General features: G+C 65.1%; 30 protein-coding genes. 15 read left to right on the forward strand and 15 right to left on the reverse strand.

The features are described from left to right. The first annotated feature begins 12 nt into the window (after positions 1–12). From A0U87_RS08365 to A0U87_RS08375, 3 genes are all read left to right on the forward strand, one after another. Positions 13–942, forward strand: coding sequence for a tyrosine recombinase (locus A0U87_RS08365; RefSeq protein WP_048937847.1), 930 nt, complete (start codon positions 13–15; stop codon positions 940–942). An 11-nt stretch (positions 943–953) separates the two neighbouring features. After that, on the forward strand, positions 954–1,898 hold the full coding sequence (locus A0U87_RS08370) for an acetyl-CoA carboxylase carboxyltransferase subunit alpha (protein ID WP_010337461.1): 945 nt from the start codon (positions 954–956) through the stop codon (positions 1,896–1,898). Positions 1,899–1,979: 81 nt separating this feature from the next. After that, complete coding sequence (locus A0U87_RS08375) at positions 1,980–3,458, forward strand: M48 family metalloprotease (RefSeq protein ID WP_037510136.1); 1,479 nt, start codon at positions 1,980–1,982, stop codon at positions 3,456–3,458. 76 nt (positions 3,459–3,534) lie between these two features. Here the strand turns inward: A0U87_RS08375 and A0U87_RS08380 are convergent, their stop codons facing one another. Together A0U87_RS08380 and A0U87_RS08385 are read right to left on the reverse strand one after the other, a co-directional pair. Further along, positions 3,535–3,696, reverse strand: a complete 162-nt coding sequence (locus A0U87_RS08380; RefSeq protein WP_004211201.1) for a Flp family type IVb pilin — start codon at positions 3,694–3,696, stop codon at positions 3,535–3,537. A 133-nt stretch (positions 3,697–3,829) separates the two neighbouring features. Next, complete coding sequence (locus tag A0U87_RS08385; RefSeq protein ID WP_048937848.1) at positions 3,830–4,015, reverse strand: Flp family type IVb pilin; 186 nt, start codon at positions 4,013–4,015, stop codon at positions 3,830–3,832. 80 nt (positions 4,016–4,095) lie between these two features. Between A0U87_RS08385 and A0U87_RS08390 the strand changes: the two genes are divergently transcribed. Next, the gene (locus A0U87_RS08390; protein WP_048937849.1) at positions 4,096–4,503 is read left to right on the forward strand and encodes a (deoxy)nucleoside triphosphate pyrophosphohydrolase; all 408 of its coding nucleotides are present in this window, start codon (positions 4,096–4,098) and stop codon (positions 4,501–4,503) included. Positions 4,504–4,633: 130 nt separating this feature from the next. Here A0U87_RS08390 and bfr read toward each other — a convergent pair whose 3' ends face one another. From bfr to A0U87_RS08405, 3 genes are all read right to left on the reverse strand, one after another. Further along, on the reverse strand, positions 4,634–5,113 hold the full coding sequence (gene bfr / locus A0U87_RS08395) for a bacterioferritin (protein WP_004211204.1): 480 nt from the start codon (positions 5,111–5,113) through the stop codon (positions 4,634–4,636). Positions 5,114–5,273: 160 nt separating this feature from the next. After that, positions 5,274–5,444, reverse strand: a complete 171-nt coding sequence (locus A0U87_RS08400) for a (2Fe-2S)-binding protein (RefSeq protein ID WP_048937850.1) — start codon at positions 5,442–5,444, stop codon at positions 5,274–5,276. Between the two features lie 52 nt (positions 5,445–5,496). Beyond that, on the reverse strand, positions 5,497–6,744 hold the full coding sequence (locus tag A0U87_RS08405; protein WP_137405435.1) for a DUF418 domain-containing protein: 1,248 nt from the start codon (positions 6,742–6,744) through the stop codon (positions 5,497–5,499). A gap of 57 nt (positions 6,745–6,801) precedes the next feature. Here A0U87_RS08405 and A0U87_RS08410 point away from each other — a divergent pair, with 57 nt between their 5' ends. Beyond that, positions 6,802–7,575, forward strand: coding sequence for a methyltransferase domain-containing protein (locus A0U87_RS08410; RefSeq protein ID WP_048937852.1), 774 nt, complete (start codon positions 6,802–6,804; stop codon positions 7,573–7,575). On the opposite strand, the gene A0U87_RS08415 is transcribed toward A0U87_RS08410, so the two are convergent. The 5 genes from A0U87_RS08415 to A0U87_RS08435 all read right to left on the reverse strand — a co-directional run bounded on the left by A0U87_RS08415 (position 7,533) and on the right by A0U87_RS08435 (position 13,034). Next, positions 7,533–9,203 (reverse strand): glycoside hydrolase family 43 protein, encoded by a 1,671-nt coding sequence (locus A0U87_RS08415; RefSeq protein WP_137405436.1) that lies wholly within the window; start codon positions 9,201–9,203, stop codon positions 7,533–7,535. The two genes, A0U87_RS08410 and A0U87_RS08415, sit on opposite strands and share 43 nt — an antisense overlap. Positions 9,204–9,315: 112 nt before the next feature. Then, positions 9,316–9,789, reverse strand: coding sequence for a hypothetical protein (locus tag A0U87_RS08420; RefSeq protein WP_048937854.1), 474 nt, complete (start codon positions 9,787–9,789; stop codon positions 9,316–9,318). Positions 9,790–9,879: 90 nt separating this feature from the next. Then, positions 9,880–12,057, reverse strand: a complete 2,178-nt coding sequence (gene purL, locus A0U87_RS08425; RefSeq protein ID WP_048937855.1) for a phosphoribosylformylglycinamidine synthase subunit PurL — start codon at positions 12,055–12,057, stop codon at positions 9,880–9,882. A 79-nt stretch (positions 12,058–12,136) separates the two neighbouring features. Further along, positions 12,137–12,472 carry a glycine zipper 2TM domain-containing protein gene (locus A0U87_RS08430; protein WP_004211212.1) on the reverse strand — a complete coding sequence of 112 codons (336 nt, stop codon included), beginning with the start codon at positions 12,470–12,472 and terminating at the stop codon, positions 12,137–12,139. A 178-nt stretch (positions 12,473–12,650) separates the two neighbouring features. Then, positions 12,651–13,034: a hypothetical protein gene (locus A0U87_RS08435; RefSeq protein ID WP_004211213.1), complete on the reverse strand. Its 384-nt coding sequence runs from the start codon at positions 13,032–13,034 to the stop codon at positions 12,651–12,653. Positions 13,035–13,224: 190 nt separating this feature from the next. On the opposite strand from A0U87_RS08435, the gene A0U87_RS08440 reads away from it, so the two are divergent. The 5 genes from A0U87_RS08440 to queA all read left to right on the forward strand — a co-directional run bounded on the left by A0U87_RS08440 (position 13,225) and on the right by queA (position 16,860). After that, on the forward strand, positions 13,225–13,482 hold the full coding sequence (locus tag A0U87_RS08440; RefSeq protein ID WP_004211214.1) for an exodeoxyribonuclease VII small subunit: 258 nt from the start codon (positions 13,225–13,227) through the stop codon (positions 13,480–13,482). 8 nt (positions 13,483–13,490) lie between these two features. Beyond that, complete coding sequence (locus tag A0U87_RS08445) at positions 13,491–14,396, forward strand: farnesyl diphosphate synthase (RefSeq protein WP_048937857.1); 906 nt, start codon at positions 13,491–13,493, stop codon at positions 14,394–14,396. 3 nt (positions 14,397–14,399) lie between these two features. Then, positions 14,400–14,912, forward strand: coding sequence for a pantetheine-phosphate adenylyltransferase (gene coaD, locus A0U87_RS08450; RefSeq protein WP_010337450.1), 513 nt, complete (start codon positions 14,400–14,402; stop codon positions 14,910–14,912). A gap of 120 nt (positions 14,913–15,032) precedes the next feature. Further along, positions 15,033–15,806 (forward strand): peptidylprolyl isomerase, encoded by a 774-nt coding sequence (locus A0U87_RS08455; protein ID WP_004211219.1) that lies wholly within the window; start codon positions 15,033–15,035, stop codon positions 15,804–15,806. 25 nt (positions 15,807–15,831) lie between these two features. Further along, a complete protein-coding gene (queA, locus tag A0U87_RS08460; protein ID WP_004211220.1) occupies positions 15,832–16,860 on the forward strand; it encodes a tRNA preQ1(34) S-adenosylmethionine ribosyltransferase-isomerase QueA in 1,029 nt (342 codons plus the stop codon). A gap of 13 nt (positions 16,861–16,873) precedes the next feature. On the opposite strand, the gene A0U87_RS08465 is transcribed toward queA, so the two are convergent. After that, complete coding sequence (locus tag A0U87_RS08465; protein ID WP_170978377.1) at positions 16,874–18,370, reverse strand: glycosyltransferase family 39 protein; 1,497 nt, start codon at positions 18,368–18,370, stop codon at positions 16,874–16,876. Between the two features lie 74 nt (positions 18,371–18,444). On the opposite strand from A0U87_RS08465, the gene A0U87_RS27005 reads away from it, so the two are divergent. Beyond that, positions 18,445–18,573 carry a hypothetical protein gene (locus A0U87_RS27005; RefSeq protein WP_276609691.1) on the forward strand — a complete coding sequence of 43 codons (129 nt, stop codon included), beginning with the start codon at positions 18,445–18,447 and terminating at the stop codon, positions 18,571–18,573. A 16-nt stretch (positions 18,574–18,589) separates the two neighbouring features. Here the strand turns inward: A0U87_RS27005 and A0U87_RS08470 are convergent, their stop codons facing one another. After that, complete coding sequence (locus A0U87_RS08470; RefSeq protein WP_240700532.1) at positions 18,590–19,771, reverse strand: BamA/TamA family outer membrane protein; 1,182 nt, start codon at positions 19,769–19,771, stop codon at positions 18,590–18,592. Between the two features lie 338 nt (positions 19,772–20,109). Between A0U87_RS08470 and A0U87_RS26700 the strand changes: the two genes are divergently transcribed. Beyond that, positions 20,110–20,556, forward strand: coding sequence for a hypothetical protein (locus A0U87_RS26700; protein ID WP_240700533.1), 447 nt, complete (start codon positions 20,110–20,112; stop codon positions 20,554–20,556). An 84-nt stretch (positions 20,557–20,640) separates the two neighbouring features. Then, positions 20,641–20,955: a hypothetical protein gene (locus A0U87_RS26705; protein ID WP_240700534.1), complete on the forward strand. Its 315-nt coding sequence runs from the start codon at positions 20,641–20,643 to the stop codon at positions 20,953–20,955. A gap of 152 nt (positions 20,956–21,107) precedes the next feature. Here the strand turns inward: A0U87_RS26705 and A0U87_RS08480 are convergent, their stop codons facing one another. Beyond that, entirely contained in the window at positions 21,108–21,980 is an 873-nt protein-coding gene (locus A0U87_RS08480) for a LysR family transcriptional regulator (protein WP_048937861.1), read from the reverse strand. 85 nt (positions 21,981–22,065) lie between these two features. On the opposite strand from A0U87_RS08480, the gene A0U87_RS08485 reads away from it, so the two are divergent. Continuing rightward, the gene (locus A0U87_RS08485; protein WP_048937862.1) at positions 22,066–23,211 is read left to right on the forward strand and encodes an isovaleryl-CoA dehydrogenase; all 1,146 of its coding nucleotides are present in this window, start codon (positions 22,066–22,068) and stop codon (positions 23,209–23,211) included. A gap of 154 nt (positions 23,212–23,365) precedes the next feature. On the opposite strand, the gene A0U87_RS08490 is transcribed toward A0U87_RS08485, so the two are convergent. Further along, on the reverse strand, positions 23,366–23,704 hold the full coding sequence (locus tag A0U87_RS08490) for a DMT family protein (RefSeq protein WP_048937863.1): 339 nt from the start codon (positions 23,702–23,704) through the stop codon (positions 23,366–23,368). A 39-nt stretch (positions 23,705–23,743) separates the two neighbouring features. Here A0U87_RS08490 and A0U87_RS08495 point away from each other — a divergent pair, with 39 nt between their 5' ends. After that, the gene (locus A0U87_RS08495; RefSeq protein ID WP_048937893.1) at positions 23,744–25,345 is read left to right on the forward strand and encodes a carboxyl transferase domain-containing protein; all 1,602 of its coding nucleotides are present in this window, start codon (positions 23,744–23,746) and stop codon (positions 25,343–25,345) included. Here the strand turns inward: A0U87_RS08495 and A0U87_RS08500 are convergent, their stop codons facing one another. After that, entirely contained in the window at positions 25,346–25,756 is a 411-nt protein-coding gene (locus tag A0U87_RS08500; protein WP_080993586.1) for an endonuclease domain-containing protein, read from the reverse strand. It lies immediately after the preceding gene. Positions 25,757–25,815: the final 59 nt, after the last annotated feature.

Consider the following 25,815-nt stretch of genomic DNA (forward strand, 5'->3'; position numbering starts at 1 on the left):
CGGTCCGGGGCGATGAATGATGATGCCGTCCTGATCGACCGCTTCCTCGAAATGATGGCGGCGGAACGGGGCGCGTCGCGCAACACGCTGCTCGCCTATCGCACCGACCTTCAGGGCGCGGGCGAGATTGTCGGCGGGCTTGCCGCCGCCAGCCAGGATGCGCTTGGCCGTCTTGCTGGCGAATGGGCGCCGCTCGCAGCCTCCACCGTGGCGCGCAAGGCATCCGCGATGCGTGCCTTCTACGCCTTTCTGGAGGAGGAGGGGCTGCGCGCCGACAATCCCGGTGCGGTGCTGCCGCGTCCGGTCACGCGAAGGCCACTGCCCAAGATCTTGTCGTCGCAGGAGGTCGATTCGCTCTTTGCCCTGATCGCGCAGCGGGTGGAGACGGACCATCCCGCGCCGCTCGACCTGCGGCTCTCGGCGCTGATCGAACTTCTCTATGGTTCGGGCCTGCGCGCGACCGAACTGGTCTCGCTGCCGCGCAAGGCACTGGCCGTCGATCGCCCCTTCCTCATCATCAGGGGCAAGGGTGCGCGCGAACGGCTGGTGCCGATCTCCGACCGCGCCCGTGCCGCCGTCGCGACCTGGCTCACCCATGTGCCGGCGGACAGCCCCTGGCTTTTCCCCTCGGGCAAGAGCCATGTCAGCCGCATCCGCCTCTATCAGCTGGTGAAGCAACTAGCCGCGGCGGCCGGCATCGCGCCCGAACGGGTCAGCCCCCATGTGCTGCGCCACGCCTTTGCCACCCATTTGCTGGAGGGCGGGGCGGATCTGCGCGCGCTGCAATCGATGCTGGGCCATGCCGATATCGGCACGACGCAAATCTACACCCATGTCGACAGCCGCCGGCTGGTCGAACTGGTCAACAGTCGGCACCCGCTGGCCGGCATGCAAGCCAGGATCGCGCATCCCCGCGTTGACGGCGACGCGTCCGCGCCTTAACGCCATCCGCCATGGTAAGCTTTCTCGAATTTGAAAAGCCGGTCGCAGAGCTGGAAGCCCGCATCATCGAACTGCGCCAGACGGCCTCCGTCGGCGACATCGACATCAGTGGCGAGATCAACACGCTGGAACAGCGTGCCGACAAGATGCTGTCGGACATCTATGCCAAGCTGACGCCCTGGCAGAAGACGCAGGTGGCCCGCCACCCGGAACGCCCGCACTTCAAGGATTATGTCGCGGGCATGTTCGACAATTTCATGCCGCTGGCCGGCGACCGCGCCTTTGCCGACGATCAGGCGATCATCGGCGGTTTCGCGACGCTGGGCGAGCGCAAGGTCATGGTCATCGGCCATGAAAAGGGCGACGACACCGCCAGCCGCGTCCGCCACAATTTCGGCATGGCCAAGCCCGAAGGCTATCGCAAGGCGATCCGCCTGATGGAACTGGCTGATCGTTTCGGCCTGCCGGTCGTCACGCTGGTCGACACCTCGGGCGCCTTTCCCGGCGTCCAGGCCGAAGAACGCGGCCAGGCCGAAGCCATTGCCCGTTCGACCGAAGCCTGTCTGGCGCTTGGCGTCCCCATGGTCGCGGCCGTGGTGGGTGAGGGTGGCTCGGGCGGCGCAGTGGCGCTGGCCGCGGCCAATCGCGTGCTGATGTTCGAACATGCCGTCTATTCGGTGATCTCGCCCGAAGGCTGCGCCTCGATCCTGTGGCGCACCGCCGACAAGGCCAGCGATGCGGCGACCGCGATGCAGGTCACGGCGCAGCATCTCAAGGGCCTTGGCGTGATCGACCGCATCGTGGCAGAGCCGGTGGGCGGGGCCCATCGCGAGCCGGTGCAGGCGATCGCCAACCTGGGCGCAGCCATTGGCGAGGAACTGGACGCGCTGTCCGGCCTCGAACCGCAGGCGCTGCGCACCGATCGCGCCGACAAGTTCCTGGCCATCGGTATCTGACGTCAATTTCCCGGAACAGCATCCTGTCCTCGCTCGTTACGGCACGGTAACAGGGGGCAGGGTGTCAAGGATGGGAATGGAATGAATCGGACATGGTTGTCGGCCGGCCTTGGCGTCGGCCTGATCGTCGCGGGCGTGGCGCCGGCGGTGCTGGGGCAGCAGCGGGCGATTCGCACCGTCTCCTCGATCAGCGCGCAGGACAAGGCATCGGGCGCCAAGCAGCATCCCGAACTGCTCAAGGAATTTGGCGGCGCCTATGTCGGGCCGCAGGCGCGCTATGTGGAAACGGTCGGACGCCGCATCGCGGTCCAGTCTGGCCTCTCCAATGCGCAGGGTGATTTCACCGTCACCCTGCTCAATTCTCCCGTCAACAACGCTTTCGCCATCCCCGGCGGCTATGTCTATGTCACGCGCCAGTTGATGGCGCTGATGAATGACGAGGCGCAACTGGCCGGCGTGCTGGGCCATGAAGTCGGCCATGTCGCCGCCCAGCATGGTCAGCGGCGCCAGCAGGCGGCGCAGCGCAACGCGATCGGCGGCGCGCTGCTGCAGGTGCTGACCGGCGCCTTGCTGGGCGATTCGGCGCTGGGCGGCGTGTTGCAGCAGGGGATCGGCACCGGCAGCCAGCTTCTGACCCTCAAATTCTCGCGCAGCCAGGAATATGAGGCGGATGACCTCGGCATCCGCTACCTCGCCTCGGCCGGCTATGATCCCCGTGCGCTGTCGGACATGCTCGCCTCGCTGGCGGCGCAGACCAGCCTGGACCAGCGTGTGTCGGGCGACGCGCGCTCCATGCCCGAATGGGCCAGCACCCATCCCGATCCGGGTGAGCGCGTCGATCGGGCGGCGCAGATGGCGTCACGCACCGGCGCGACCAGCACGTTGCGCAACCGCGATGCCTTCCTGACCGCGCTCAATGGCGTCCTCTATGGCGACGATCCCAAACAGGGCGTGATCGACGGCAGCCGTTTCCGCCATCCCGACCTGCGCCTGTCCTTCACTGCGCCCTCGGGCTTCGGCATGGAAAATGGCGCGGACGCGGTTAGCATCACCGGTTCGGGCGGTCAGGCGCAGTTCGGCGGCATGGCCTATAATGGCAATCTGTCGACTTATATCGATTCGGTGCTCAAGCGACTCGCGGGCAATGCCGGCGCCCCGCCTGCAGGCGAGGTGCAGCGCACGACGATCAACGGCCTGCCGGCCGCTTGGCGCACGGTGCGCGCCAACACCAAGTCGGGTCAGATCGACGCGACCGTCTTTGCCTATGATTTCGGCGGCGGAAAGGCCTATCATTTCCTGCTGCTGACCCCGGCGGGCAAGGGTATCGGTCCATTCGACTCGATGGTCCGTTCGGTCCAGCGCCTGTCGGCGCAGGAGGCGGCGGCGATCAAGCCGCGCCGGGTCAATCTGGTGACCGTCAAGGCGGGCGACACCGTCCAGTCGCTTGGCCGCCGCATGGCCTATAGCGATTATCCGCTGGAGCGCTTCCTGGTGCTGAACGCCCTCAACGAACGCTCCGTGTTGAAGCCAGGTGATCGGGTGAAGATCGTCACCTGGTAAGATTCGGCAGATTCCAGGCAAAGAAAAAGGGCGGCGGAATTGCTTCCGCCGCCCTTTTCTAACATCGGTTTCGAGCTTACTTCAGGTTGCCCGAAACGTTGTTGAAGGTGCTGCCCAGCTTCGAGCCCAGGCTGGTCATGGCGCCGATGGCGGCCACGGCGATCAGAGCGGCGATCAGGCCGTATTCGATGGCGGTCGCGCCCTTTTCGTTCTTCAGCATCTTGCGAATGAACTGCATGTGATGTCTCCTTGACAAACGTTACGTTAAACTACCCGGCCGCCCCGCTTTGGATTAGGTCAGCGAAGACCTGTCTAGTTTGGCTCGGTTGAGAAAAGTTTAATGCGGAAAGTGGCGTGTCAGAATTTGTTGGTTAATGCTTGGTAACTTCTTCGGCGACGTTGTTCCACATGCCGGTGGTTCGTGTCGCGACGTTGTTCAGTGCCGCGATCATGGCCAGCACGATCATCGCGATGATCAGGCCATATTCGACCGCGGTTGCCCCCCGCTCACATCGCGAAAGCGCGGATTTCGTGACGAATTCGATGATCGCGCGCATATGACCCCGCTTGGCTACAGACACTCCACGATCTGGGTGTAAAGCAGCCACGGTTAACAAAGCCCTTGCAAGGGAGCGTTATGCAGAGTTTTACCCCGTTTCTGGTCGTGGCCGTCGCCCTGATCGATGCCGATGGGCGCGTTTTGGTGCAGCAACGGCCGCCTGGAAAGCCGATGGCGGACCTGTGGGAATTTCCTGGTGGCAAGGTGGAGCCGGGCGAAACGCCCGAGGCGGCGCTTGTGCGCGAACTGGAGGAGGAACTGGGGATCCGCACCCATGAAAGCTGCCTCGCGCCCGCGACTTTCGCCAGCGCGCCGCTGGAGAACAAGCATCTGCTGTTGTTGCTCTATGTCTGCCGCAAATGGGAAGGGGGGCCTGAAGCGCGCCATGCCACCGCGCTGCAATGGGTGCGGCCCGCGCAAATGTATGCGCTCGACATGCCACCGGCCGACCTGCCGCTGATCGGCATTCTCGACGCGCTCATCTGATGGGAAATCCGGCTCTGCACCGATGGTGCAGGGGCAGGCCACAAAGGGCAGGGGAAGGGCGATGCGCACCTTCCCCTGCAGCCTGTAAGGATGGGGGCGACCGCCGGACAGCCGGCCCCGCGCGTCAGTCTCAGTCTTCCTTGGCCTTGCTCTGCAGCTGGACATAATTCTGGATGCCCATGCGCTCGATCATCTCGAACTGGGTCTCCAGCGTGTCGACATGCTCTTCCTCGCTTTCGAGGATGTACTGGAAAAGGTCGCGGCTGACGAAGTCCTTGATCGACTCGCAATAGGCGATGGCATCGCGCAGCACCGGCAGCGCCTCATATTCCAGCTCCAGATCCGCCTTGAGGATTTCCTCGACCGTCTCGCCGATCTTCAGGCGACCGAGCAGCTGGAAATTGGGCAGGCCGTCGAGGAACAGGATGCGCTCCGCCACCTTGTCGGCGTGCTTCATCTCGTCGATCGATTCCTCATATTCGAACTTGGCGAGCTTCTCGATGCCCCAGTGATTGAGGATGCGATAGTGGAGGAAATATTGGTTGATCGCGGTCAGCTCGTTCTTGAGGACCTCGTTCAGATAATCGATAACCTTCTGGTCGCCCTTCATGGCGCTATGCTCCGGCTGTTATTGGGAATGCCGGACATATAAAGGTTTCGCATCCGGTTGTTAAGCCGGAAAGACGCAGAAAACCGCCGTTTTTCAGGCAGCTATTGCGTGGTGTTCGCGATTGTCAGGGGCATTTTACTGCGCCTGCTTCGCAATGATATCAGACCGTCGCGCGCTCCGCCGCGATGATCGTGCGGGCAAAGCCGACGCACTGGCCGCACTTGGGCCGGCGGCCGAAACGGGCATAGGCACTGCAAGGCGTATCGGCACCGTCACGCGCGGCTTCGCGCAGATCTTTTTCACGAATGGCATTACAAACACAGACGACCATCGGGCTCTCCTGAGCCCTTCAGATAGCCTAGATGCTAATAGGTCGCAATAGATCACTGTGTGCTTTTGCGAATCTTTTGCACTTTTCCGCGCTGCAGGCTGCGCCAGAGCCATTCGGCCGGGCCCATCGCGAATCGGTCGAGCCAGGGCTTGGACCATAGCAGCATGACCGCCCAGGCGCCCAGAATGAAGAGGGGAAAGGCCGCTGGGCGCACCTGCCCGAACAGCCCCAGGCCCCAGCCATAGAAGATCGCCGTCATGATGAGGCTGGTGCCGAGATAATTGCTCAGCGCGACTCGCCCCGCTGCCGCGATCCGACCGACCAGCCAGTGATCGCGATGCCGCGCCAGCAGCCACAGGATCAGCGCCGCCCAGCCGACCGCCAGCGGGATGCGGAAGGGGAAGGACCAGAGCAGCGCGGTGGAAAAGGCGGTCAGCGGCGCAAAGCCGCTCGCCTCCACCCAGATGGTCAGGCCGATCATCGGCACCAGTCCGATCAGGAAGCAATGGCGCGCGGTCTGCCGATATTGCTCGGCGGGCCAGCGGCCGATCAGGAAGCCGCCCTTCAGCATCGCCATGCCCAGCAGCATGAAGCCCAGCGTGTCGAGCCCGGTGAAAAGGAAGGTCCACAGCCAGTCGCCGACAAAGCCGGTGAGATGATGGCGCACGATCCCGCTAAAGCTGCCGGTGTAGATGGCAATATCCTGCTGGATGATCGGGCTGCTGGGGTCGGTCAGGCCAGCGAGGAAGCTGTCCAGCCCCTCGCGCGTCGCGGCGGTGGCGCCGGGCGCGGCGGCGGCATGGGCCCAGCCATAGAGGCTGGCGATGAAGGCGCCACAGATCAGGAAATGAATGAGGAAGGCAAGGAACGCCCATTTGACCAGCGCCAGCGGCTCCTTCTGGGCAAAGAGCAGGGCGATGGTGCCGACCACAGCATAGGTCACCAATATGTCGCCCCACCACAGCAATATGTGATGCAGCAGGCCGATCGCCAGCAGCCAGCCGCCGCGCACCAGTTGCGCCCGTGTGCCGTCGCGCCCGGCCATTTCCTCCCGGTCGATCAGCAGCAGCATCGAGGCGCCGAACAGCAGCGAGAACAGGCCCCGCATCTTGCCATCGACCAGGATCAGGCTGCTCGCCCAGAAGGCGATATCACCCGCCGACATCGGCCCGGCCGCGACCGGATTGAAATAGGCGTTCTGCGGCAGCGCGAAGGCGGTGATGTTCATCCACAATATGCCCATCACCGCGCAGCCGCGCAGCACGTCCATGGCGGGGATACGGGTCGATGCGGCGGTCATGCGGGCAATCCTTGAAGATGCTGGCCAAGCGGCCATGGCTCTGCCATGCGCCTAGCCATGAATGATGGCCGCAAGCAACGGATAAGCGACTCCTTCGGCGCGGCGGCCGACCGGTATGACGAACATGCCGGGCCGCAGCGGACGGCCGCAGCCTTGGTCGCCGACATTGCCCAGCGGCAAAGCCCGGACGGCGTCGCGCGCATCCTGGAAATCGGTTGCGGCACCGGCCTGCTCACGCGCGATATCCAGGCCCGCTGGCCCGGTGCGGAACTGGTCGCCACGGACATCTCGCCAAAGATGCTCGACCGGGCGGCATCGGCCGGGCTGGTCGCCGGCACCTTCCTCGCGATGGATGGGGAGGCGCCCTCGTTCGAAGGCGAATGGTTCGACCTCATCCTCTCCAGCCTCGCCTTCCAATGGTTTGACGACCTGCCCGCCGCGATCGCGCGGCTGGTGGCGCTGCTCCGCCCCGGTGGCAGCCTCATCTTCTCGACCATGGGGCAGGGCAGCTTTGCCCAGTGGCGCACTGCCCATGCGGCCTGCGACCTGATGCCGGGCGTCCCCGCTTACCCCTCGCTCGACGCGCTGCGCGCAATGCTGGCGGCCTATGGCGACGCCTTCGCCTTTGACGAGACCGTCCTGCTCGAAGGGCAGGGCGCCCGTGCGCTGATCGGCCATCTCAAGGGCATCGGCGCGGTGGTGCCGGACGAAGGGCGCCGGCCGCTCTCCCCTGCTGCGCTGCGCCGGGTCATGACCGCCTATGACGAGGCAGGCGGCCGCGACGTCTATCAGTTGCTGATCGGCCGGGTAACGCGCGCGGACCAGGCATAGGGGCCGACCACCGTACCGACGAAGCCGCCAGCCTCATGGGTGCTGAGGAAGCGGATATCGACATCGCGCGCCAGCACTGTCTCTCGCCCATCGACGCCATAAGCGAAGCGCGCCGTGCCGCCATCAAGGGCGATGGTCAGGCGGAGGGGCTTGGCCGGATCGATCGGCGCGGCCGCGACCAGCCTGTCATGATCGCTGTCCTCGCGCACCATCAGGGCGAGCTGCGGTTTCCCGTCCTTCCGCGTCACGCCGAAGAACAGGAAGGATCGGTCGGACTGCACCGCCGCCAGCCCCGCACGATCCCCCTCCGTCTCCGGCCGATAGGTCAGGTCGGTGCTGATGGTCGCGACATGATGCTGTTGGCGCCGCCCGACAAAGGCCGGGGCGCCGCTGAGGTCACCCAGCTCCGTCGTGCCGTCCAGCACCAGCGCGCCCGCCTCCAGTCGGTAAAGCGGCGCCTTGGGCGTCCGCAGTCCGATCCAGTCCATGCTAAGGCGCGGTCCGTCGAACCGGTCGCGATAGGCAAAATCGCCGCTGGTCGGCGGCGCATCGATATCGCACACGGGCAGGGGCGGGCGTTTCGCCGCATAGGGAATGGTCTTGCCGGCCTCCAATATATGCGGCCAGCCATCTCGCCATGCGACCGGCAGCAGGAAGGTTTCGCGCCCGATATTGTAGAGATCGGGGCCATAGGGACGGGTGGCGAGGAAGGTCGCCCACCAGTCGCCCGCCTGCGTCTGCACCAGCTTGGCATGGCCGGCCGATGTCACCGGATGGGGGCGGGCCGGGTCCAGGCTGCGCTGGCTCAGGATCGGATTGCCGGCATAGGGAGTGAAGGGGCCGCGCAGGTCGCGGGCGCGGAACACCACTTCGCTATGCTGGTCGCCGGTGCCGCCCTCGGCCGCGATCAGATAATAGAAACCCTCGCGCTTCAGCAGATGCGGTCCCTCGATCCAGGCGGGCTTCTGGCGGATGTCGACGCCGCCATTGACGATCTGCGTGGACCCGCCGGTCATTGTGAGCGTGCGCCAGTCAAATTCCTGCACCCAGATCGCCCGATGCCCCTCATAGCGGGGCGGCTCGGCCGGCGCGCGATTATTGACGATGAAGGCGCGCTCGCCTTCCCAGTAGATCGACGGGTCGATCCCCTCGAATGGCAGCCAGTGCGGTTTGGACCACGGCCCGGCCGCGTCCTTTGCCGTCATCACGAAATTGCCGCCGCAATCGACGCAGGTGCCGACCAGGTAGAAGAGCTCGTCATGGAAGGAGATGTCGGGCGCGAACATGCCGCGCGAACTGCGCAGGCCGCTGAAATCAAACTGGTCGGGCCGGTCGATCGCATTGCCGATCTGGCGCCAATGGACCATGTCGCTCGACCGGAAGACCGGCAGCCCCGGATAATGGGCGAAGGAGGAGTTGACGAGATAATAGGTGTCGCCGACCCGCGTGATCGATGGGTCGGGATAATAGCCCGACAGGATCGGGTTGCGATAGTCGTCCGGGCCGGGCGTCACCTGTTCCTGGGCGCGGCCGTCATAGCGGAAATCGCTGAAGCGGGCGGGGCCTGCCAGGGCCGGGCCGGCAATGGCGGCCAGCAACAGCAAGGCGGCACGACGGGTCTTGCGCATATCCTCTCCTCCCATTTTTGCCGAGCATAGGAGAGAGAAATTGATAGCGCTATCAAAAATCCGGTACGGTGCATGCAAACCGGCCTGGATATGTCAATTTCGCTGTCACTATCTATCGTCGGCGCCCGGCGGCGATGAAGGCGATCGGCAGGCCGACCAGGATGCAGTGGGAGAAAAGCTGGTTGCCGATGTTCCAGGCGATCCGCCCGATCGGCAGCGCGCCATAGGCGGCGGGCAGCCACATGGCGGGCCAGCGCCACGGCCGCACGATCCAGTACATGATCGCCCAGAGCAGCAGGCCATAGAGCAGGCCGGCGACGACCGGATGGCGGCGCAGGGCAGGGCGCCGCTCCGCGATCAGCATATAGGCGCCCGCCATGCAGGCCATGATCGCGAAATGGACGGCCAGGCCGATGATTGCCCATAGCCAAACGGGATCGCCCCGCGCACGATCGCCCAGCGGGCCGCTCGCGACAAATTGCAGCACCGCATGCGGCGCCGTGCCTGCCATGCCGGCAAAGACGAAGGCGGAAAATATGTCGAGTGTGCCGGCAACCAAGGTTGCCCGGATGATCCTCTCGCGCATCGTGCGCTCCCCATTTTCTCGGGGCGGATCATGACAGATTGCGATGAACTTGTCCCGCCGGATGCGCTGCACCCGGCGGGACGGAAAGATTTAGAGTTCGCTGTCCATCAGCGCGGGGAAGAAGCCCTCATGCGCGGTGCACAGCGCGTCGATCGACACGCCCGCCACGCTGTCGCCGCCGACGGTGCCGATCTTGACCGCGCCAGCAATCTCGACGCCGGCCGGCGCCGTTACGACATAGCGGCTCTGGTCTTCGCCGAACGCCGAAGCGGTGGTCAGCGCCACGTCCAGCGTCGCGCCGATCTTGCCGGCCAGCGCCATTTCCGCGATCGTGACGATCAGGCCGCCGTCGGAAATATCATGCACGGCATTGACCGTGCCGGCCACCACCAGCGCGCGGACAGCGTCGCCATTGGCGCGCTCGACCACCAGGTCAACCTTGGGCGCATCACCCGCCTCGCGACCGGCAATCTCGCGCAGCCAGATCGACTGGCCCAGATGCGTGCCTTCGCCACCGACCAGCCAGATCGCGTCGCCTGCATTCTTGAACGCCACGGTCGCCATCGCATCGATATCGGCCAGCAGGCCGATGCCGCCGATCGCCGGGGTCGGCAGGATCGCCGAGCCACCGCCGGTCGCCTTGGATTCATTGTAGAGGCTGACATTGCCCGACACGATCGGGAAGTCGAACGCGCGGCAGGCGTCGCCCATGCCCTCCAGGCAGCCGGTCAGCTGCGCCATGATCTCGGGGCGCTGCGGATTGGCGAAGTTGAGGCAGTTGGTGACCGCCAGCGGGGTCGAGCCGACCGCGCTCAGGTTGCGATAGCATTCCGCGATCGCCTGCTTGCCGCCTTCATAGGGGTCGGCATAGCAATAGCGCGGGGTGCAGTCGGTGCTGATGGCGATGCCCTTGCTGCTGCCATGGACGCGCACCACCGCGGCGTCGCCGCCGGGACGCTGCACCGTGTCGGCGCCGACCATGTGATCATATTGCTCCCAGATCCAGCGACGGCTGGCGATGTCGGGGCTGCCCATCAGCGTGACGAGGTCCGCGCCGATATCGGCGCTCTCGGCGATCTCGCCCAGCGGTTCGACCTTCGACCAGATCTTATACTCATCCTTCGGCATCGAGGGACGGTCATAGAGCGGCGCATCGTCGGCCAGCGGCGCGAGCGGAATGTCGCAGACGATCTCGCCCTTATGCTCCAGCACCATGCGGCCGGTGTCGGTAACATGGCCGATGACGGCGAAGTCGAGTTCCCACTTCCGGAAGATCGCCTCGGCAAAGGCTTCGCGGCCGGGCTTGAGCACCATGAGCATGCGCTCCTGGCTTTCCGACAGCATCATCTCATAGGTGGTCATGCCGGTTTCGCGCTGCGGCACGTCATCCATCTTGAGGTGCAGGCCGACGCCGCCCTTCGACGCCATTTCGACGCTCGAGGAGGTGAGGCCGGCGGCGCCCATGTCCTGAATGGCGACGATCGCGTCCGATGCCATCAGTTCCAGGCACGCCTCGATCAGCAGCTTTTCGGTGAAGGGGTCGCCGACCTGGACGGTGGGGCGCTTCTCTTCGCTGTCCTCACCGAAATCGGCCGACGCCATGGTCGCGCCATGGATGCCGTCGCGGCCGGTCTTGGATCCGACATAGACGATCGGGTTGCCGACGCCGCTGGCGGCCGAATAGAAGATCTTGTCGGTGTCGGCGATGCCCACGGTCATCGCATTGACCAGGATATTGCCGTCATAGGCGGGGTGGAAGTTCACCTCGCCGCCCACGGTCGGCACGCCGACGCAATTGCCGTAGCCGCCAATGCCATGGACCACGCCGCTGATGAGATGCTTCATCTTGGGGTGGTCGGGGCGGCCGAAGCGGAGCGCGTTCATGTTGGCCACCGGGCGGGCGCCCATGGTGAACACGTCGCGCAGGATGCCGCCGACGCCGGTCGCGGCGCCCTGATAGGGTTCGATGTAGCTAGGGTGGTTATGGCTTTCCATCTTGAAGATGGCGGCCTGGCCATCACCGATGTCGACCACGCCGGCATTTTCGCCGGGGCCACAGATCACCTGCGGGCCCTTGGTGGGCAGCTTCATCAGGTGGATCTTGGAGGATTTGTAAGAGCAGTGCTCCGACCACATGACCGAAAAGATCCCGAGTTCCGTCAGGTTCGGCTCGCGGCCGATCGCCTTCAGGACGCGATCATATTCTTCGGGGGACAGACCGTGCTCGGCAACGATCTGCGGGGTGATCTGGGGGGCGCTGCTGGACATGAGCGCGCCTTTAGACGCGTGGCGCGGGATTCACAATGGGGAGGCGGCGGCCAAGTCATGGCCACCGCCCTTAAGTCGCTTAGCAGCTGCTGTTGCGGTCGATCGCGCGGCCAGCCAGGGCGCCGGCGCCAGCGCCGACGACGGTGCCGGTGGTGCGATCGCCGCGGGTGTCGACCGCGCGGCCCAGCAGGGCACCGGCAACGCCGCCCAGCAGCAGGCCGGTGGTGCCGCCCGACTTGCGGCAGCGATAATCACCGCGATAGCCGCGACGGTCGGAATAGCGACCATGGTCATAATGGCGGTCGCCACGGTGCCAGCCACGGTCATGGCCACGGGCGAAGGAGGTCGCCGGAACGGCGGTAGCGACGGTTGCGGTCGCCAGGGCCATGGCGATCAGGCTCTTCTTGAAGTTCATGGGTCATCTCCTCGACCTGTTTATCTCTGGTACGAGGCTGTTCTGCCACCGGCTGGCTGGCAACATCCTGAACCGGCACGTTATCTGTCGTTCAGGAAAAGCGCCGGGCATGAAAAAAGGGCCGGTTCCTAGGGAAGAACCGGCCCCTGTCAGAAAAAAGACTCAGGCAATGCTGCGATCAGACGTGGCAGGCCTGCGCCGACTTGCCGGGGACGGTGATCGTCACGTCATTGCCCGAGCCCTTGACCTCATAACCACCTTCGGCGGTGAAGGGCTGGCCGGCTTCGGCAGCCTTCAGCATGGTGGGTGCGCCATTCTTTTCGGTGCGCAGGATCGCGCTCTTGTCGTCGCTCATATAGTCGACGAAGAACAGGCTGTTGTCCTTGCAGCGGAACTGCTTGTTGGCCTTGACCGACGGCGGCAGCTCGACCGGCGCGGCGTTGGCAAGCTGGGCAGCCATCGGATCGGCGGGGCCGCCGACGACTTCGGGTTCGTCACTCTTGTTGCAGGCCGACAGCATGGTCAGGCCGGCAACGGCGATGAGGGGGAGATAATATTTCATAGCGATCCTTTTATGTGCGCTTGCAACATTGTGCGTCAACGCAAAACTGCCCGAATTCCGCCACGCCTGTGCAGCGACGTCATGACGTTTGCGTGACAGCGGCGCTATTGACCCACTATTGGGCGGCCTTGGGTCTGCTGCCATGTCATCCGCGCTTGACCCCGTGGACAGGGGCGGTCAATGCAGGCGCATGGCTGAGGAAAATACCCCGCAAAAGGATCTGTCCCAATTGTCGTTCGAGGATGCGCTGCGCGCGCTCGAATCGATCGTTCGCCGGCTGGAAAGCGGCGATGTCCCGCTCGATGAGTCGATCTCGCTCTATGCCCAGGGTGAAGAACTGCGCAAGCGCTGCACCGAGCGGTTGCAGGCGGCCGAGGCGCGCATCAGCAAGCTGACCGTCGATGCCGGCGGCGCCATCACCGGCGCCCAGCCGTTCGGCGCGGATTGACCCACTGCATGGAACGGAGCGCGGCAGGAGCGCTGGTCGCCGCCCGTGCGGCAACGGTCGCGGCCGATATCGACCGGGCGTTCGACGCGCTGCTGGCGATCCCCGACGATCCACGCCATCGCCTCTATGAAGCGATGCGCCATGCCGCGATCGGGGGCGGCAAGCGGCTGCGGCCGCTGCTGGTGCAGGCGACCTGCGACCTGTTCAACATTTCCCGCGAATCCGCGCTGCGCGTCGGTCTCGCGATCGAATGCATCCATGTCTATTCGCTGGTGCATGACGATCTGCCGGCGATGGACGATGACGATATGCGGCGCGGCAAGCCGACCGTCCACAAGGCGTTCGATGAAGCAACCGCGATCCTGGCCGGCGATTGCCTCCATGACCTTGCTTTCGAAATCCTCGCCGACGAACAGACCCATCCCGATGCCTTCGTGCGCATCGACCTCGTAAAGGCGCTCGCCGTCGCCAGCGGCCCGGCCGGGATGGCGGGCGGGCAGATGATGGACCTGGAGGCGGAAAAGACCCGTTTCGATCTCGCCACCGTCACCCGGCTGCAAAATCTCAAGACCGGCGCGCTGATCGGCTTCTGCGTCGATGCCGCTGCCATCATGGCGCGCATCCCGGTCGATGCGCGCACCGGCCTGCATGGCTATGCCCGCGACATCGGCCTCGCCTTCCAGATTGCCGACGACCTGCTCGATGTGGAGGGCGACGCGGCCGTGGCCGGCAAGGCGCTGGGCAAGGATGCCGCCGCCGGCAAGGAAACCTTCGTCTCGCTCCTGGGGGTAGACCGGGCGCGGGAACAGGGGCGTCTGCTCGTTGAACAGGCCAAGGCGCACCTGCACGGCCATGGCGCGGAGGCGGACCTGCTGCGCGCGATTGCCGACTATATTGTGGAGAGGGACCGCTAGATCATGAGCAAGTCGCGTATCGGTGTCTATCCCGGCACCTTCGACCCCATCACCCTTGGCCATATGGACATCATCCGCCGCGGCGCGAAGCTGGTCGACAAGCTGGTGATCGGCGTCACCACCAACATCAGCAAGTCGCCGATGTTTTCCGATGAGGAACGGCTGGACATGGTTCGCCGCGAATGTGCGGACATCGACACCGAAATCGTCGTCACCGGCTTCAATTCGCTGTTGATGGACTTTGCCGAATCGCAGGGGGCCAGCGTCATCATCCGGGGCCTGCGCGCCGTCGCCGATTTCGAATATGAATATCAGATGGCGGGCATGAACCAGCAGATCAACAGCCGGGTCGAAACCGTCTTCCTGATGGCCGACGTCTCGTTGCAGCCGATCGCGTCGCGTCTGGTCAAGGAAATCGCCCTCTATGGCGGGCCGATCCACAAGTTCGTCAGCCCCGCCGTGCGCGAGGAGGTGGAGGCGCGGGTTGCCGCGCTGGGCCTCAAGGGGCAGGGCTAGGAACGGGTTGCCTTCATTGTTGCCGTCTCGTTTCAGCCCGCGTTCAGTTGCCAATCCCGATCAGGGCGCTATCAGGACGGCTTGACCTTCCCGGGCAAGATCTAAGGAAAGCTTATTCGCATGCGTTTCACTTCCGCGCTCAAGACCGTGGCGATCGGTTTCGCCCTCACCGCGTCCAGCGTGGCCTTCGCCCAGGGCGGCGGTGGCGGCGGCGGCGGTGCCGAGGAAATGAAGAAGGCGGAGACCGCTGCGAAGGCGGAGCAGAATGCCAAGTCACTGGGCGCCCAGCTGACGCCGCAGCTGCCGCCGGCGACCATTCCGGCCGACCCGCAGAATATCTGGGATCTCGACCTGTCGAGCGGCGGCCGCGTGCGCATTCAGCTGCGCCCGGATATCGCCCCCAATCATGTCGAGCGGATCAAGGAACTGACCCGCCAGGGCTTCTACAATGGTCTGAAGTTCCACCGCGTCATCCCCGGCTTCATGGCCCAGGGCGGCGATCCCAAGGGGGACGGCACCGGCGGTTCGACGCTGCCCGACCTCAAGGCCGAGTTCAACCCGATGCCGCATCTGCGCGGCACCCTGTCCATGGCCCGCGCCCAGAGCGAGGACAGCGCCAACAGCCAGTTCTTCATCGTGCTGCTGCCGCGCATGCAGCTCGACAAGAAATATACCGTTTTCGGCCGCGTGATCGAAGGCATGCAATATGTCGACGCGATCCATGAGGGCGAGCCGCCGGCCGACCCGACCGTGATCCTGCAGGCCTCGATCGAGAGCGACGGCAAGCCGCCGGTGCTGGCACCGCCGCCCCCGCCGCCGGCGCCCGAACCCGCAGCGCTGCCGTCGAAGAAGCCGGCTGCCCCGGCCAAGAAGCCGGCCCCCAAGAAGAAGTGAGTTTGCGCCCGGAAGGGCCATCGTCATGCGTGTAGACCTGTTCGATTTCGATCTGCCGGCGGAGAATATCGCCCTCCGTCCGGCCAGCCCGCGCGATTCGGCGCGCCTCTTGCTCGTGCCCGGTGACGGCGCGATGGAGGATCGCATCGTGCGCGACCTGCCATCGCTGCTGCGCGCGGGCGATGTGCTGGTCTTCAACGACACCCGCGTCATTCCCGCCCAGCTGGAAGGGATGCGGGGCGAGGCGCGGATCGGCGCGACCCTGCACAAGCGGCTCGGCCTGCGCCAGTGGCAGGCCTTCCTGCGCAATGCCAAGCGGGTGCGTGATGGCGACCGGATCGATTTCGGCGCCGGTGTCACTGCGATCGCCGGCCCGCGCGACGAGGATGGCGGCGTCACCCTCGATTTCGAGGGCGAGGAACCAGTCGAGATCCTGCTGGAACGGGCCGGGCGCATGCCGCTGCCGCCCTATATCGCCAGCAAACGCGCCACCGACGAGCGTGACCGCAGCGATTACCAGACCATGTTCGCGCGCGAGGATGGCGCGGTCGCCGCCCCCACCGCCGCGCTGCACTTCACGCCCGACCTCACCGCTGCACTGGCGCAGGCCGGCGTGCTGACTGAAACGCTGACCCTGCATGTCGGCGCGGGCACCTTCCTGCCGGTCAAGGCGGACGATACCGACGACCATCGCATGCATGCCGAATGGGGGCGGATCGATCAGGACACGGCCGATCGCCTGAATGCCGCGCGCGCGGCCGGCGGCCGGATCATCGCGGTCGGCACCACCTCGCTTCGCCTGCTCGAAAGCGCGACGGGGGAGGATGGCGTGATCCGTCCCTTCGCCGACGAAACCCGCATCTTCATCACGCCCGGCTACCGCTTCCGCGCGATCGACGGGCTGATGACCAATTTTCACCTGCCCAAATCGACCCTGTTCATGCTGGTAAGCGCCTTGATGGGCCGCGATCGGATGCAACAGGTCTACGCCCATGCGATCGCCACCGGTTATCGCTTCTACAGCTATGGGGACTCTTCGCTGCTGCTGCCGTGACGGCGATCGGTCATTACTGCACTCGTTTGATGCAGGCGATGCTGCCGACGATGTCGGTACGGGTGCCGCGGTTGCAGTGCCAGGACGGGTCATCCTGCAATGTCGGCGGATGGTCCTTTGCGGCCGAACGATAATGGGCATTATATAGCCAGATCAGCGCGGGGCGGCCGCTTATGGCATGGGCGCGCAATATTGCGTTCGGGTCGGCCTTGCGGTCCACGACCAGCGGTTCCACGGGCACGTCCATTCCGGGCCGTGCCAGGAAATAGCCGCCGATGGCCGCAAGCGATGCGCGGTCCATGATCTTTGCCGAGGGGGAATCCCATAGGAACAGGACACGGTCGGGCCGTTCCGCGCGGATGAAGTCGCTGCCCTGTTCATAGCCGTAGATCGTTCGGTCGCCCAGTTCGGTTCGCATCAGCGCGGGGTTGAGGACCGGCGCCATGAAGGCGAAAGCCATGCCCAGTGCGGCATGATCGGGGCGCGGCGTGCGCTGGATCAACAGGGTCAGGCCCAGCATCGCGCTTGGCACCAGTGGCACCAGATAACGGTCGGTCAGGGACGGCTGGAACAGGCTGACCAGGATCGCAATGGCAAAGCCGATCACCGCCGTCAGTGCCGTCAGCGGCAACGGGTCGCTGCCGCTCGATAGGATATCGGATTGCTGGCGCCGCATATGGATCGTCGCGACGATGACAAGCGCGATGACCGCGAACAGGGCGCCGATATTCTGCGCGCCCAGGACGAAGGCGAGGTTGAGCATCGCTCGGGACAGGCTGGTGGGATCATACCAGGCGACATCGTCGCGCGCATAGTCTGCCAGCCGGGGCAGATGATAGGCGAACCAGCCAAGGCCCGGTGTCGCCACGATCATCGCGGGCCACATCCGCGCCAGGTTCAGGCGATGTCGGTACAGCAGCACCAGTATCTGGCCCAGGATCAGGACGGCGGCATAATAATGGGTGAGGAACATCAGTGTTCCAAGCCCGACCCATAGCATCGCCCAGCGTAGCGTCAATCGCTCAAGCAGGTGCGCGACGGTCAGGCAGGATGCGGTCGACAGCAGCATCATCAGGCCATAGCCGCGTGCGTCCACCATGATGCCCAGATTGGGCGGCCACAGAAAGAGGAGGGCGGCCCATGTCCAGGCGCCGGTGCGACCGAGCGTGCGCGGGCGCCAGAGCAGCGGCAACAGGGCGGCGGCGAGGACGAACAGGATGGACGGGAGGCGCAGCATCAGATTGCTGTCGCCGAACAACGTCACCCAGCCTGTCAGCAGCAGATAATAGAGTGGCGGATTGCAATCGAGCCAGGCCTCGCGCCAGAAGGACGACCAGTCCGGCCGCGTCGCGATCATCCCGCTCCAGGTTTCATCGAGCCACAATGGGGTCGTGTCCGCCAAGCTTAAACGCATGCCGACCAGATAGAGGGCGCCAAGGAGGAAGAAACTGCCGGTCAGCAGGATGATCGGTGTCGCGGGCAACCGGCGCGCGGCGGGAGTCTCGGGCAAGATCGGATCCTTGGATGAATTGCGAGGACAGTGATTTGCCATGGTTAATATATGGATAAGTGAAGGCGGGCTTCGTGATTGGGTGCGGTGTCGCGGCCAGCGAGGCTGATGTGATCCGCCCTTTCGCCGAGGAAAGCCGCACATTGGTCGCGTGGCGCTATCGCTTCTACAGCTATGGGGATTCCTCGCTGCTGCTGCCGTGACGGCTGAACCTGGCGGCTAGAAGGCCTCCGCAATCCCGACATAGACGGCATGATCGTCTTTTCCTGCCGCAAGATCGACGCGCAACTGCACGTCATTGCTGCGGAAAGGACGATAGCGCAGGCCTATGCCGCCGGCCGGCAGCAGCTTGCCCTTGTCGATGATCGTGCCGGCCGATGGCGCGATGCCGCCCAGCCCGACAAAGGCGGTTGCGCCCCAGCGGCCGCTGACATGCTGGCGCCATTCGGCCTGCGCCGCCCAACTGGCCTTGTCGCGATAGCGACCGGTGACATAGCCGCGCAGATCGTTGTTCGCGCCGAACAGGCACAGATCATAATAAGGGGCGTTGCCCCCGGCGGCACATAGCGCGCCCCGCAGTGCGATCACCGTGCTAGAGCCGATCGGCAGATAGCTGTTGGCGGCCATCTGCAACTTGTCATGGCTATAGCTGTCGCCCAGGGCGCGCAGACCGAACAGCCAATTGGCGCTCAACATCATGCCGCGATGCGGTTGGGTCGCGCTGTCGCGCGTATCATAGGCAAAGCTGGGGCCGATCGCGGACAGGTTGCTGTTCATGGCGTCGAGCGGCGGCGCCGGCAAGGATTCTGCCTCCGCCTCTTTCAGCCGCGCGTCGGTGGTGCGCAGGCGATAGCGGATGCCGGCATGGCCGCGCGGGAAGACGCGCATCAACGCCTGGAGGTCGATGTTCAACTGCTTGCTGTCGATCTCGCGATGGATACCGTCATCGCCCGCAGCCGCGCCGATCCCATAATAGTCGTTGCGATCGTCGATATAGGAGAGGCTGGCGCTGAAGCGCAGCCGATCCTTGTCGAACGACATGGAATGAAAGGCGCCGACGCCCCTGGTCCCGCGCGAGGTGTAGATGACGCCGCCGGCACTGATCCACTGCTGGGGCGCGGCATTGGGATTGTAGAAGGCGATGGCACCTGCGGCGAGGCCTGTGCCGGTTGCCGGATTGGACAGCGGCACGGGCGCGAAGAGGATCTGAGGCTTGCGGGTAGGGGAGGCTGCGGTCCTGCCTTCGGCGGGCAGGGCGCGTGAGAGGCTGTTCGCGTCGGTCTCGCTCTGGGCTGTCGCCATGCCCGATGACAGGCAGGGGAAGGACACGAGCGCCAGCCACCCGAGACGATGGCGCCGGATCATGCGTGGGCCAGCAAAAAGGGCGGGGCGGATGGCCATATTCTCTCCATCCCCCATCGGCGACGGGGGAACCATCGGGACAAACACTGAAGCGTGGCGGGCGCCCCTGCGCGGCTCGATGGCGCGGCCGTCCAGATGCGCCATGATGTTCGGGGGACTATGCCCGGTCGGGCTGCGGAGCAGGGCAGGCGCAAGCGGTTGAAAGGGCGACGCCCTTGCGCGTGGGGCGCCTTGCTCGCGCGTCGGGCTATCGTCATGGAAACCCGGCGTCGACCGGTCACCACTAGGGGTAATCCCTGAGCCATGCCGGTGTTTCGCCCGATGGCTCCCGGCCCCGGAAACGGGACATGCTGCCTCCGATAGACTGAGGGGGTCATATGGCCAATCTGGCGGAATTTCTGGACAAGCTACCCATCCTGCTGGTCGGGCTGCTGATGCTGGCGACCATGACGCTGACGGCGACGGCCGGCTATGTCCTGCGGCAGCGGGTGCGCCGGCTGTTGACGCACAAGGGCGCCACGGAAGAAGGTGGGGCGGAAGGCTATATCGTCTCTGCCGTGATCGGTCTGGTTGCGCTGTTGCTGGGCTTCACCTTTGCGCTGGCGGTCGGCCGGTTCGAAACGCGCCGGGCGCTGGTGCTGCAGGAAGCCAACGCCATCGGCACCAGCTATTTGCGGGTCCAGGGCCTGCCCGAACCGCATCGCACGCGGATGTCGCAGATATTGGTCAACTACACCAATAATCGCGTCGAACTCAGCACGGCCAGCCCCGACAAGATGGCGCCCTTGATCGTCGCCAGCGATCGACTGCTGGTCGAGCTATAGGCCGGCACGCTGGCGGCGACCGACACGATCGGCAATTCCGCGCTGGCCTCCTCGCTCCATTCGACCGTCAACGAAGTGATCGACATGGACAGCGCGCGCAAGGCGGCGCGCAAGGTGCGGGTGCCGGGCGAGGTGTTCCTGGCGCTATGGGTCTATATCGCGGTGACTGCGGGGATGCTGGGCTATGCCCGGTCGGAAACGCAGGGGCGGATGCTGGCGGGCATATTGTTCCTGCTCTTCACCATGTCCTACATGCTGATCATCGACATCGACCGGCCGGCGGGCGGCAATATCGTCGAAAGCCAGGGGCCGATGATCGAACTGCGCGAGACGCTGAAGCAGCAGCCGCCCGGCACCTTCGACATCTGGCGCAAGCCGGTCGTGGCGCCAGCGCCTTAGAGTCTGTTTGAGAATGCGCCATCCGGCGCATTCCGGCACCAGCCCGCTCCCCCACCCGGCCACCCATAGAATACTGCCGTTGGGTGGCCGGGAGGGGGAGCGGGCTGGCACCGTATCGGAAATCGCGCTTTCGCGATGTCTCAACCACTCTCTTAGATGTTGCCAAACGCCATTGCCAACGCGCGCAGCATCGGCGGTGGCGTCTCGCGCAGGGTGGCGGCGCGCGGGCCATGGAGCAGGCCGATCGTCCGCCGTTCGCCAAAATCGCGTAATTTGGCGCGCGCCATGCCGGGCCATTGATAGCCCAGCGGCATCACCGTGACGCCCAGGCCGGCCGCCACCATCTGCATCACCCGCTCGTCATGGGTCGACCGATAGGCGAAATGCGGGCGGATGCCGCGATCGACGAAATAGCGGCTGGTCGCCGACAGCGCCTCGCAATGGCGGCGCACGATCATCGTCTCGCCCGCCAGTTCCTCCGCCGCGATCGTTTCGCGTCCGGCGAGGCGATGGTCGGCGGGCAGGGCCAGGCCATAGCCCTCCTCGGCCAATATCTGTGCGACATAGCGATCCTCGGCGCCCGGCCGCACCAGGGTCAGCGCCACGTCGATCCGCTCGGCATCCAGCCGCCCGAGCAGTTCGCGTTCCGATCCTGGAATGAATTCCACCCGGCCGCGCGCCTCGGCCGGGCAGGCTGCAACCGCCGCCGCCACCGGCGCGCCGGCGATGCTGGTCAGCAGGCCGATGCGCAGCGTCTGGATTTCGGCCGTCTGCGCGCCCGCCTGTTCGGCCAGGTTGAACTCGCGCTCGATCCGCCGCGCGTGGCTTAGCAGGCGACTGCCGGCCTCGGTCAGTTCGACCCGCTGGTTGCTACGCAGGAACAGTGGCGCGCCGACCGCCTGTTCCAGCTTGGCGACGCCGACCGACAGGGTCGGTTGCGACACCAGGCAATGCGCCGCCGCACGGGAGAAATTGCCCTGGTCCACGACCGCCAGGAAATAGCGCAGCAGATAGCGTTCGATCATAGATGGAAACTATATACTCCTGCCCGTGGTTTCAATTTTTCCCTTGCCGCGTTCAGGACTAGGGTGCGGCGCAGGAGAGATGCCAATGACCGACTTCGATTTCGCTCTGGGCGAGCATGCGGACATGATCCGCGAAAGCACCGCCCGTTTCGCCGCCGATCATATCGCCCCACTGGCGGCTGAGATCGACGCCAAGGACTGGTTCCCCCGCGACCTGTGGCCCGCCATGGGCGCGCTCGGCTTGCACGGCATCACCGTGGACGAGGCGGATGGCGGCCTGGGCCTGGGCTATCTGGAGCATGTGGTGGCGCAGGAGGAAGTGGCACGAGTCTCCGCCTCCATAGGTCTCAGCTATGGCGCGCACTCCAATCTCTGCGTCAACCAGATCCGCCGCTGGGGCAATGACGCGCAGAAGGCGCGCTATCTGCCCAAGCTGATTTCCGGCGAGCATGTGGGCAGCCTTGCCATGTCGGAGGCCGGCGCCGGGTCCGATGTCGTGTCGATGAAGCTGAAGGCCGAAAAGAAGGGCGATCGCTACGTCCTCAACGGCACGAAGTTCTGGATCACCAATGCGACCGAGGCGGACACGCTGGTCGTCTATGCCAAGACCGGCGAGGGCTCCAAGGGCATCACGACCTTCCTGATCGAGAAGGGCTTTGCCGGCTTCTCGATCGGCCAGAAGATCGACAAGGTTGGCATGCGCGGCAGCCCGACCGCCGAACTGGTGTTCGACGATTGCGAAGTGCCCGAAGAGAATATCATGGGGCCGCTGAACGGCGGCGCGGGCGTGCTGATGTCGGGCCTCGACTATGAGCGGACCGTGCTTGCCGGCATTCAGCTCGGCATCATGCAGGCCTGTCTCGACACGGTGCTGCCCTATGTTCGCGAGCGCAGGCAGTTCGGCAGGCCGATCGGCGCGTTCCAGCTGATGCAGGCGAAGGTCGCCGACATGTATGTCGCGCTCAACAGCGCGCGCGCCTATGTCTATGCGGTCGCCAAAGCCTGTGACGCGGGCAAGACCACCCGCTTCGACGCGGCCGGCGCCATCCTGCTCGCCAGCGAGAATGCGATGAAGGTCGCGCTGGAGGCGGTGCAGGCGCTGGGCGGCGCGGGCTATACGAAGGACTGGCCGGTCGAACGCTATATGCGCGACGCCAAGCTGCTCGATATTGGTGCCGGCACCAACGAGATCCGCCGGATGCTGATCGGCCGCGAACTGATCGGCGCGTGAGGAGTCTGTCTGCAAATGCGCGGAAGTGCGCATTTGGCCGCACCGGCCCGCACCCCCACCCGGCCACCCACGACAGTATCCTGGTTGGGTGGTCGGGTGGGGTTCAGACGAGTCCCGTGCCTCGTCTGAAGGGCCGGCACCGTTTTTCCTTAAATCAAGTCCGCCCCACGAACAGGAAGCCGACCGCCGCCATGATGCAGGCAAAGGCGGCCGCGTGGCGCCAGTGGAGCGGTTCGCCCAGCACCGTCACCATGAAGATGCCGAAGATCACGAGGGCGATGGCTTCCTGCGCGATCTTGAGTTGTCCGGCGGACCAGCCATGGGCAAAGCCGATGCGGTTGGCGGGCACCGCCAGGCAATATTCGACGAAGGCAATCGCCCAGCTGATCAGGATGACCAGCATCAGCGGTTTGTTCATGCCGCCCCTGAGGTGCCAGTACCAGGCGGTGGTCATGAACAGGTTGGAGAGGATGAGGAGAATGATGGTGGGCATATCTGCTCTGTGGCACGCGGACGCCGGGAAGGCGAGGGCATGAGCGCACCGGTTCTGGACAGCAAGCTGTCGCCCGATGGCGAGGGCTTCCGCGCCAATGCTGCGCATAATCGCGCGCTGGCGGAAGAATTGCGCACCAGGGTTGCCGACGCGGCGCTGGGCGGATCGCCGGCCGCGCGCGACAAGCATACCGGGCGCGGCAAGCTGCTGCCGCGTGATCGCGTCGAACGGCTGCTCGATCCCGGCTCGCCTTTCCTTGAGATCGGCCAGCTCGCCGCCAATGGCCAATATGGCGACGAGGTGCCGGGCGCCGGCATGATTGCCGGCATCGGCCGGGTGTCGGGGCGCCAGGTGATGATCGCCTGCAACGACGCCACGGTGAAGGGCGGCACTTACTATCCCGTCACGGTGAAGAAGCATCTGCGCGCGCAGGAAATCGCGCTCGAAAACCGGCTGCCCTGCGTCTATCTGGTCGACAGCGGCGGCGCGAACCTGCCCAACCAGGCGGAGGTCTTTCCCGACCGCGACCATTTCGGCCGCATCTTCTACAATCAGGCGAACCTGTCGGCGCGCGGCATCCCGCAGATCGCCTGCGTCATGGGCAGTTGCACTGCCGGTGGCGCCTATGTCCCGGCGATGTCGGACGAGACGGTGATCGTCCGCAACCAGGGCACCATCTTCCTCGCCGGCCCGCCGCTGGTGCAGGCGGCGACGGGCGAGGTCATCAGTGCCGAGGATCTGGGCGGCGGCGACCTGCATGGCCGCAAGTCGGGCGTGGTCGATCATGTCGCGGACAATGACGAACATGCGCTGTCCATCGTGCGCGACATCGTCTCGACCCTGCAGCCCGACCGCCAGAGCGACCTCAACCTGCGCGACCCGCGTCCGCCGAAATTCGATCCGGCCGATCTCTATGGCATCATCCCCCAGGATGTGCGCGCCCCCTATGATGTGCGCGAAGTGATCGCGCGGATCGTCGACGGCAGCGAATTTCACGAGTTCAAGCCGCTCTACGGCACCACGCTCGTCTGCGGCTTCGCCCATATCTGGGGCATGCCGGTGGCGATCCTGGCGAACAATGGCGTGCTGTTCAGCGAAAGCGCGCAGAAGGGCGCCCATTTCATCGAACTGGCCTGCCAGCGCCGCATTCCGCTGCTGTTCCTCCAGAATATCTCCGGCTTCATGGTTGGCGGCAAATATGAGGCGGAAGGGATCGCCAAACATGGCGCCAAGCTGGTGACGGCGGTGGCCACGGCACAGGTGCCTAAGGTCACCGTGCTGATCGGCGGCAGCTTCGGCGCGGGCAATTATGGCATGTGCGGCCGCGCCTATCAGCCGCGCTTCCTCTTCACCTGGCCCAATAGCCGCATCAGCGTGATGGGCGGCGAACAGGCGGCGAGCGTGCTGGCGACCGTTCACCGCGACGCCGCCAAATGGACGCCGGAAGAGGCCGAAGCCTTCAAGGCGCCGGTGCGCCAGAAATATGAGGATGAAGGCAATCCCTATTTCGCGACCTCGCGCCTGTGGGACGATGGCGTGATCGACCCGGCCCAGACACGGGATGTGCTGGGGTTGGCCTTCGCCGCCGCCTTGAACGCGCCGGTGGACGATCGCGCGCAATTTGGCGTGTTCCGGATGTGATCATTCCTCCCCGGAACGGGGAGGGGGACCGCTCGCCGGAGGCGAGTGGTGGAGGGGCAGGAGCCTTTGAGAGTGAGAGATGATATGATCGACCACAGCAGGCAAATCTCGCAGAATATCGGCGGCGGCTATGCGCAGCACCGTAACGCCTTGCGCCGTCAACCAATGGGTTCGGGCCGCATCATGGCGCAGGGCATCAGGCCCGTCATGGCTGCTGCCGTCCACTTCGATGGCCAGTCGAACGACCGCGCAGTAGAAATCCAGGATATAGATGCCGGCTGGATGCTGGCGACGGAATTTGAAGCCGTTCGGGCGCTGGCGCAGCGCCTGCCACAACAGCCCTTCCGGCAGGGTCATCTGGCGGCGCAATTCACGCGCGCACTTCACCGTTCGGCCTGGTCCGGTCAACATGGCGCCTGCCCCTCCACCGTGCTTCGCACGGTCCCCCTCCCCGTGCCGGGGAGGAATGC

It is taken from the genome of Sphingobium sp. MP9-4 (assembly GCF_005281675.1).
GTDB lineage: Bacteria > Pseudomonadota > Alphaproteobacteria > Sphingomonadales > Sphingomonadaceae > Sphingobium > Sphingobium yanoikuyae.

What these genes read in the sequence shown, in the direction of transcription:
- A0U87_RS08365 (WP_048937847.1), top strand. Translation starts at nt 13, where the DNA reads ATGAATGATGATGCCGTCCTGATCGACCGCTTCCTCGAAATGATGGCG.
- A0U87_RS08370 (WP_010337461.1), top strand. Translation starts at nt 954, where the DNA reads ATGGTAAGCTTTCTCGAATTTGAAAAGCCGGTCGCAGAGCTGGAAGCC.
- A0U87_RS08375 (WP_037510136.1), top strand. Translation starts at nt 1,980, where the DNA reads ATGAATCGGACATGGTTGTCGGCCGGCCTTGGCGTCGGCCTGATCGTC.
- A0U87_RS08380 (WP_004211201.1), bottom strand. Translation starts at nt 3,696, where the DNA reads ATGCAGTTCATTCGCAAGATGCTGAAGAACGAAAAGGGCGCGACCGCC.
- A0U87_RS08385 (WP_048937848.1), bottom strand. Translation starts at nt 4,015, where the DNA reads ATGCGCGCGATCATCGAATTCGTCACGAAATCCGCGCTTTCGCGATGT.
- A0U87_RS08390 (WP_048937849.1), top strand. Translation starts at nt 4,096, where the DNA reads ATGCAGAGTTTTACCCCGTTTCTGGTCGTGGCCGTCGCCCTGATCGAT.
- bfr (WP_004211204.1), bottom strand. Translation starts at nt 5,113, where the DNA reads ATGAAGGGCGACCAGAAGGTTATCGATTATCTGAACGAGGTCCTCAAG.
- A0U87_RS08400 (WP_048937850.1), bottom strand. Translation starts at nt 5,444, where the DNA reads ATGGTCGTCTGTGTTTGTAATGCCATTCGTGAAAAAGATCTGCGCGAA.
- A0U87_RS08405 (WP_137405435.1), bottom strand. Translation starts at nt 6,744, where the DNA reads ATGACCGCCGCATCGACCCGTATCCCCGCCATGGACGTGCTGCGCGGC.
- A0U87_RS08410 (WP_048937852.1), top strand. Translation starts at nt 6,802, where the DNA reads ATGAATGATGGCCGCAAGCAACGGATAAGCGACTCCTTCGGCGCGGCG.
- A0U87_RS08415 (WP_137405436.1), bottom strand. Translation starts at nt 9,203, where the DNA reads ATGCGCAAGACCCGTCGTGCCGCCTTGCTGTTGCTGGCCGCCATTGCC.
- A0U87_RS08420 (WP_048937854.1), bottom strand. Translation starts at nt 9,789, where the DNA reads ATGCGCGAGAGGATCATCCGGGCAACCTTGGTTGCCGGCACACTCGAC.
- purL (WP_048937855.1), bottom strand. Translation starts at nt 12,057, where the DNA reads ATGTCCAGCAGCGCCCCCCAGATCACCCCGCAGATCGTTGCCGAGCAC.
- A0U87_RS08430 (WP_004211212.1), bottom strand. Translation starts at nt 12,472, where the DNA reads ATGAACTTCAAGAAGAGCCTGATCGCCATGGCCCTGGCGACCGCAACC.
- A0U87_RS08435 (WP_004211213.1), bottom strand. Translation starts at nt 13,034, where the DNA reads ATGAAATATTATCTCCCCCTCATCGCCGTTGCCGGCCTGACCATGCTG.
- A0U87_RS08440 (WP_004211214.1), top strand. Translation starts at nt 13,225, where the DNA reads ATGGCTGAGGAAAATACCCCGCAAAAGGATCTGTCCCAATTGTCGTTC.
- A0U87_RS08445 (WP_048937857.1), top strand. Translation starts at nt 13,491, where the DNA reads ATGGAACGGAGCGCGGCAGGAGCGCTGGTCGCCGCCCGTGCGGCAACG.
- coaD (WP_010337450.1), top strand. Translation starts at nt 14,400, where the DNA reads ATGAGCAAGTCGCGTATCGGTGTCTATCCCGGCACCTTCGACCCCATC.
- A0U87_RS08455 (WP_004211219.1), top strand. Translation starts at nt 15,033, where the DNA reads ATGCGTTTCACTTCCGCGCTCAAGACCGTGGCGATCGGTTTCGCCCTC.
- queA (WP_004211220.1), top strand. Translation starts at nt 15,832, where the DNA reads ATGCGTGTAGACCTGTTCGATTTCGATCTGCCGGCGGAGAATATCGCC.
- A0U87_RS08470 (WP_240700532.1), bottom strand. Translation starts at nt 19,771, where the DNA reads ATGGCCATCCGCCCCGCCCTTTTTGCTGGCCCACGCATGATCCGGCGC.
- A0U87_RS26700 (WP_240700533.1), top strand. Translation starts at nt 20,110, where the DNA reads ATGGCCAATCTGGCGGAATTTCTGGACAAGCTACCCATCCTGCTGGTC.
- A0U87_RS26705 (WP_240700534.1), top strand. Translation starts at nt 20,641, where the DNA reads ATGGACAGCGCGCGCAAGGCGGCGCGCAAGGTGCGGGTGCCGGGCGAG.
- A0U87_RS08480 (WP_048937861.1), bottom strand. Translation starts at nt 21,980, where the DNA reads ATGATCGAACGCTATCTGCTGCGCTATTTCCTGGCGGTCGTGGACCAG.
- A0U87_RS08485 (WP_048937862.1), top strand. Translation starts at nt 22,066, where the DNA reads ATGACCGACTTCGATTTCGCTCTGGGCGAGCATGCGGACATGATCCGC.
- A0U87_RS08490 (WP_048937863.1), bottom strand. Translation starts at nt 23,704, where the DNA reads ATGCCCACCATCATTCTCCTCATCCTCTCCAACCTGTTCATGACCACC.
- A0U87_RS08495 (WP_048937893.1), top strand. Translation starts at nt 23,744, where the DNA reads ATGAGCGCACCGGTTCTGGACAGCAAGCTGTCGCCCGATGGCGAGGGC.
- A0U87_RS08500 (WP_080993586.1), bottom strand. Translation starts at nt 25,756, where the DNA reads ATGTTGACCGGACCAGGCCGAACGGTGAAGTGCGCGCGTGAATTGCGC.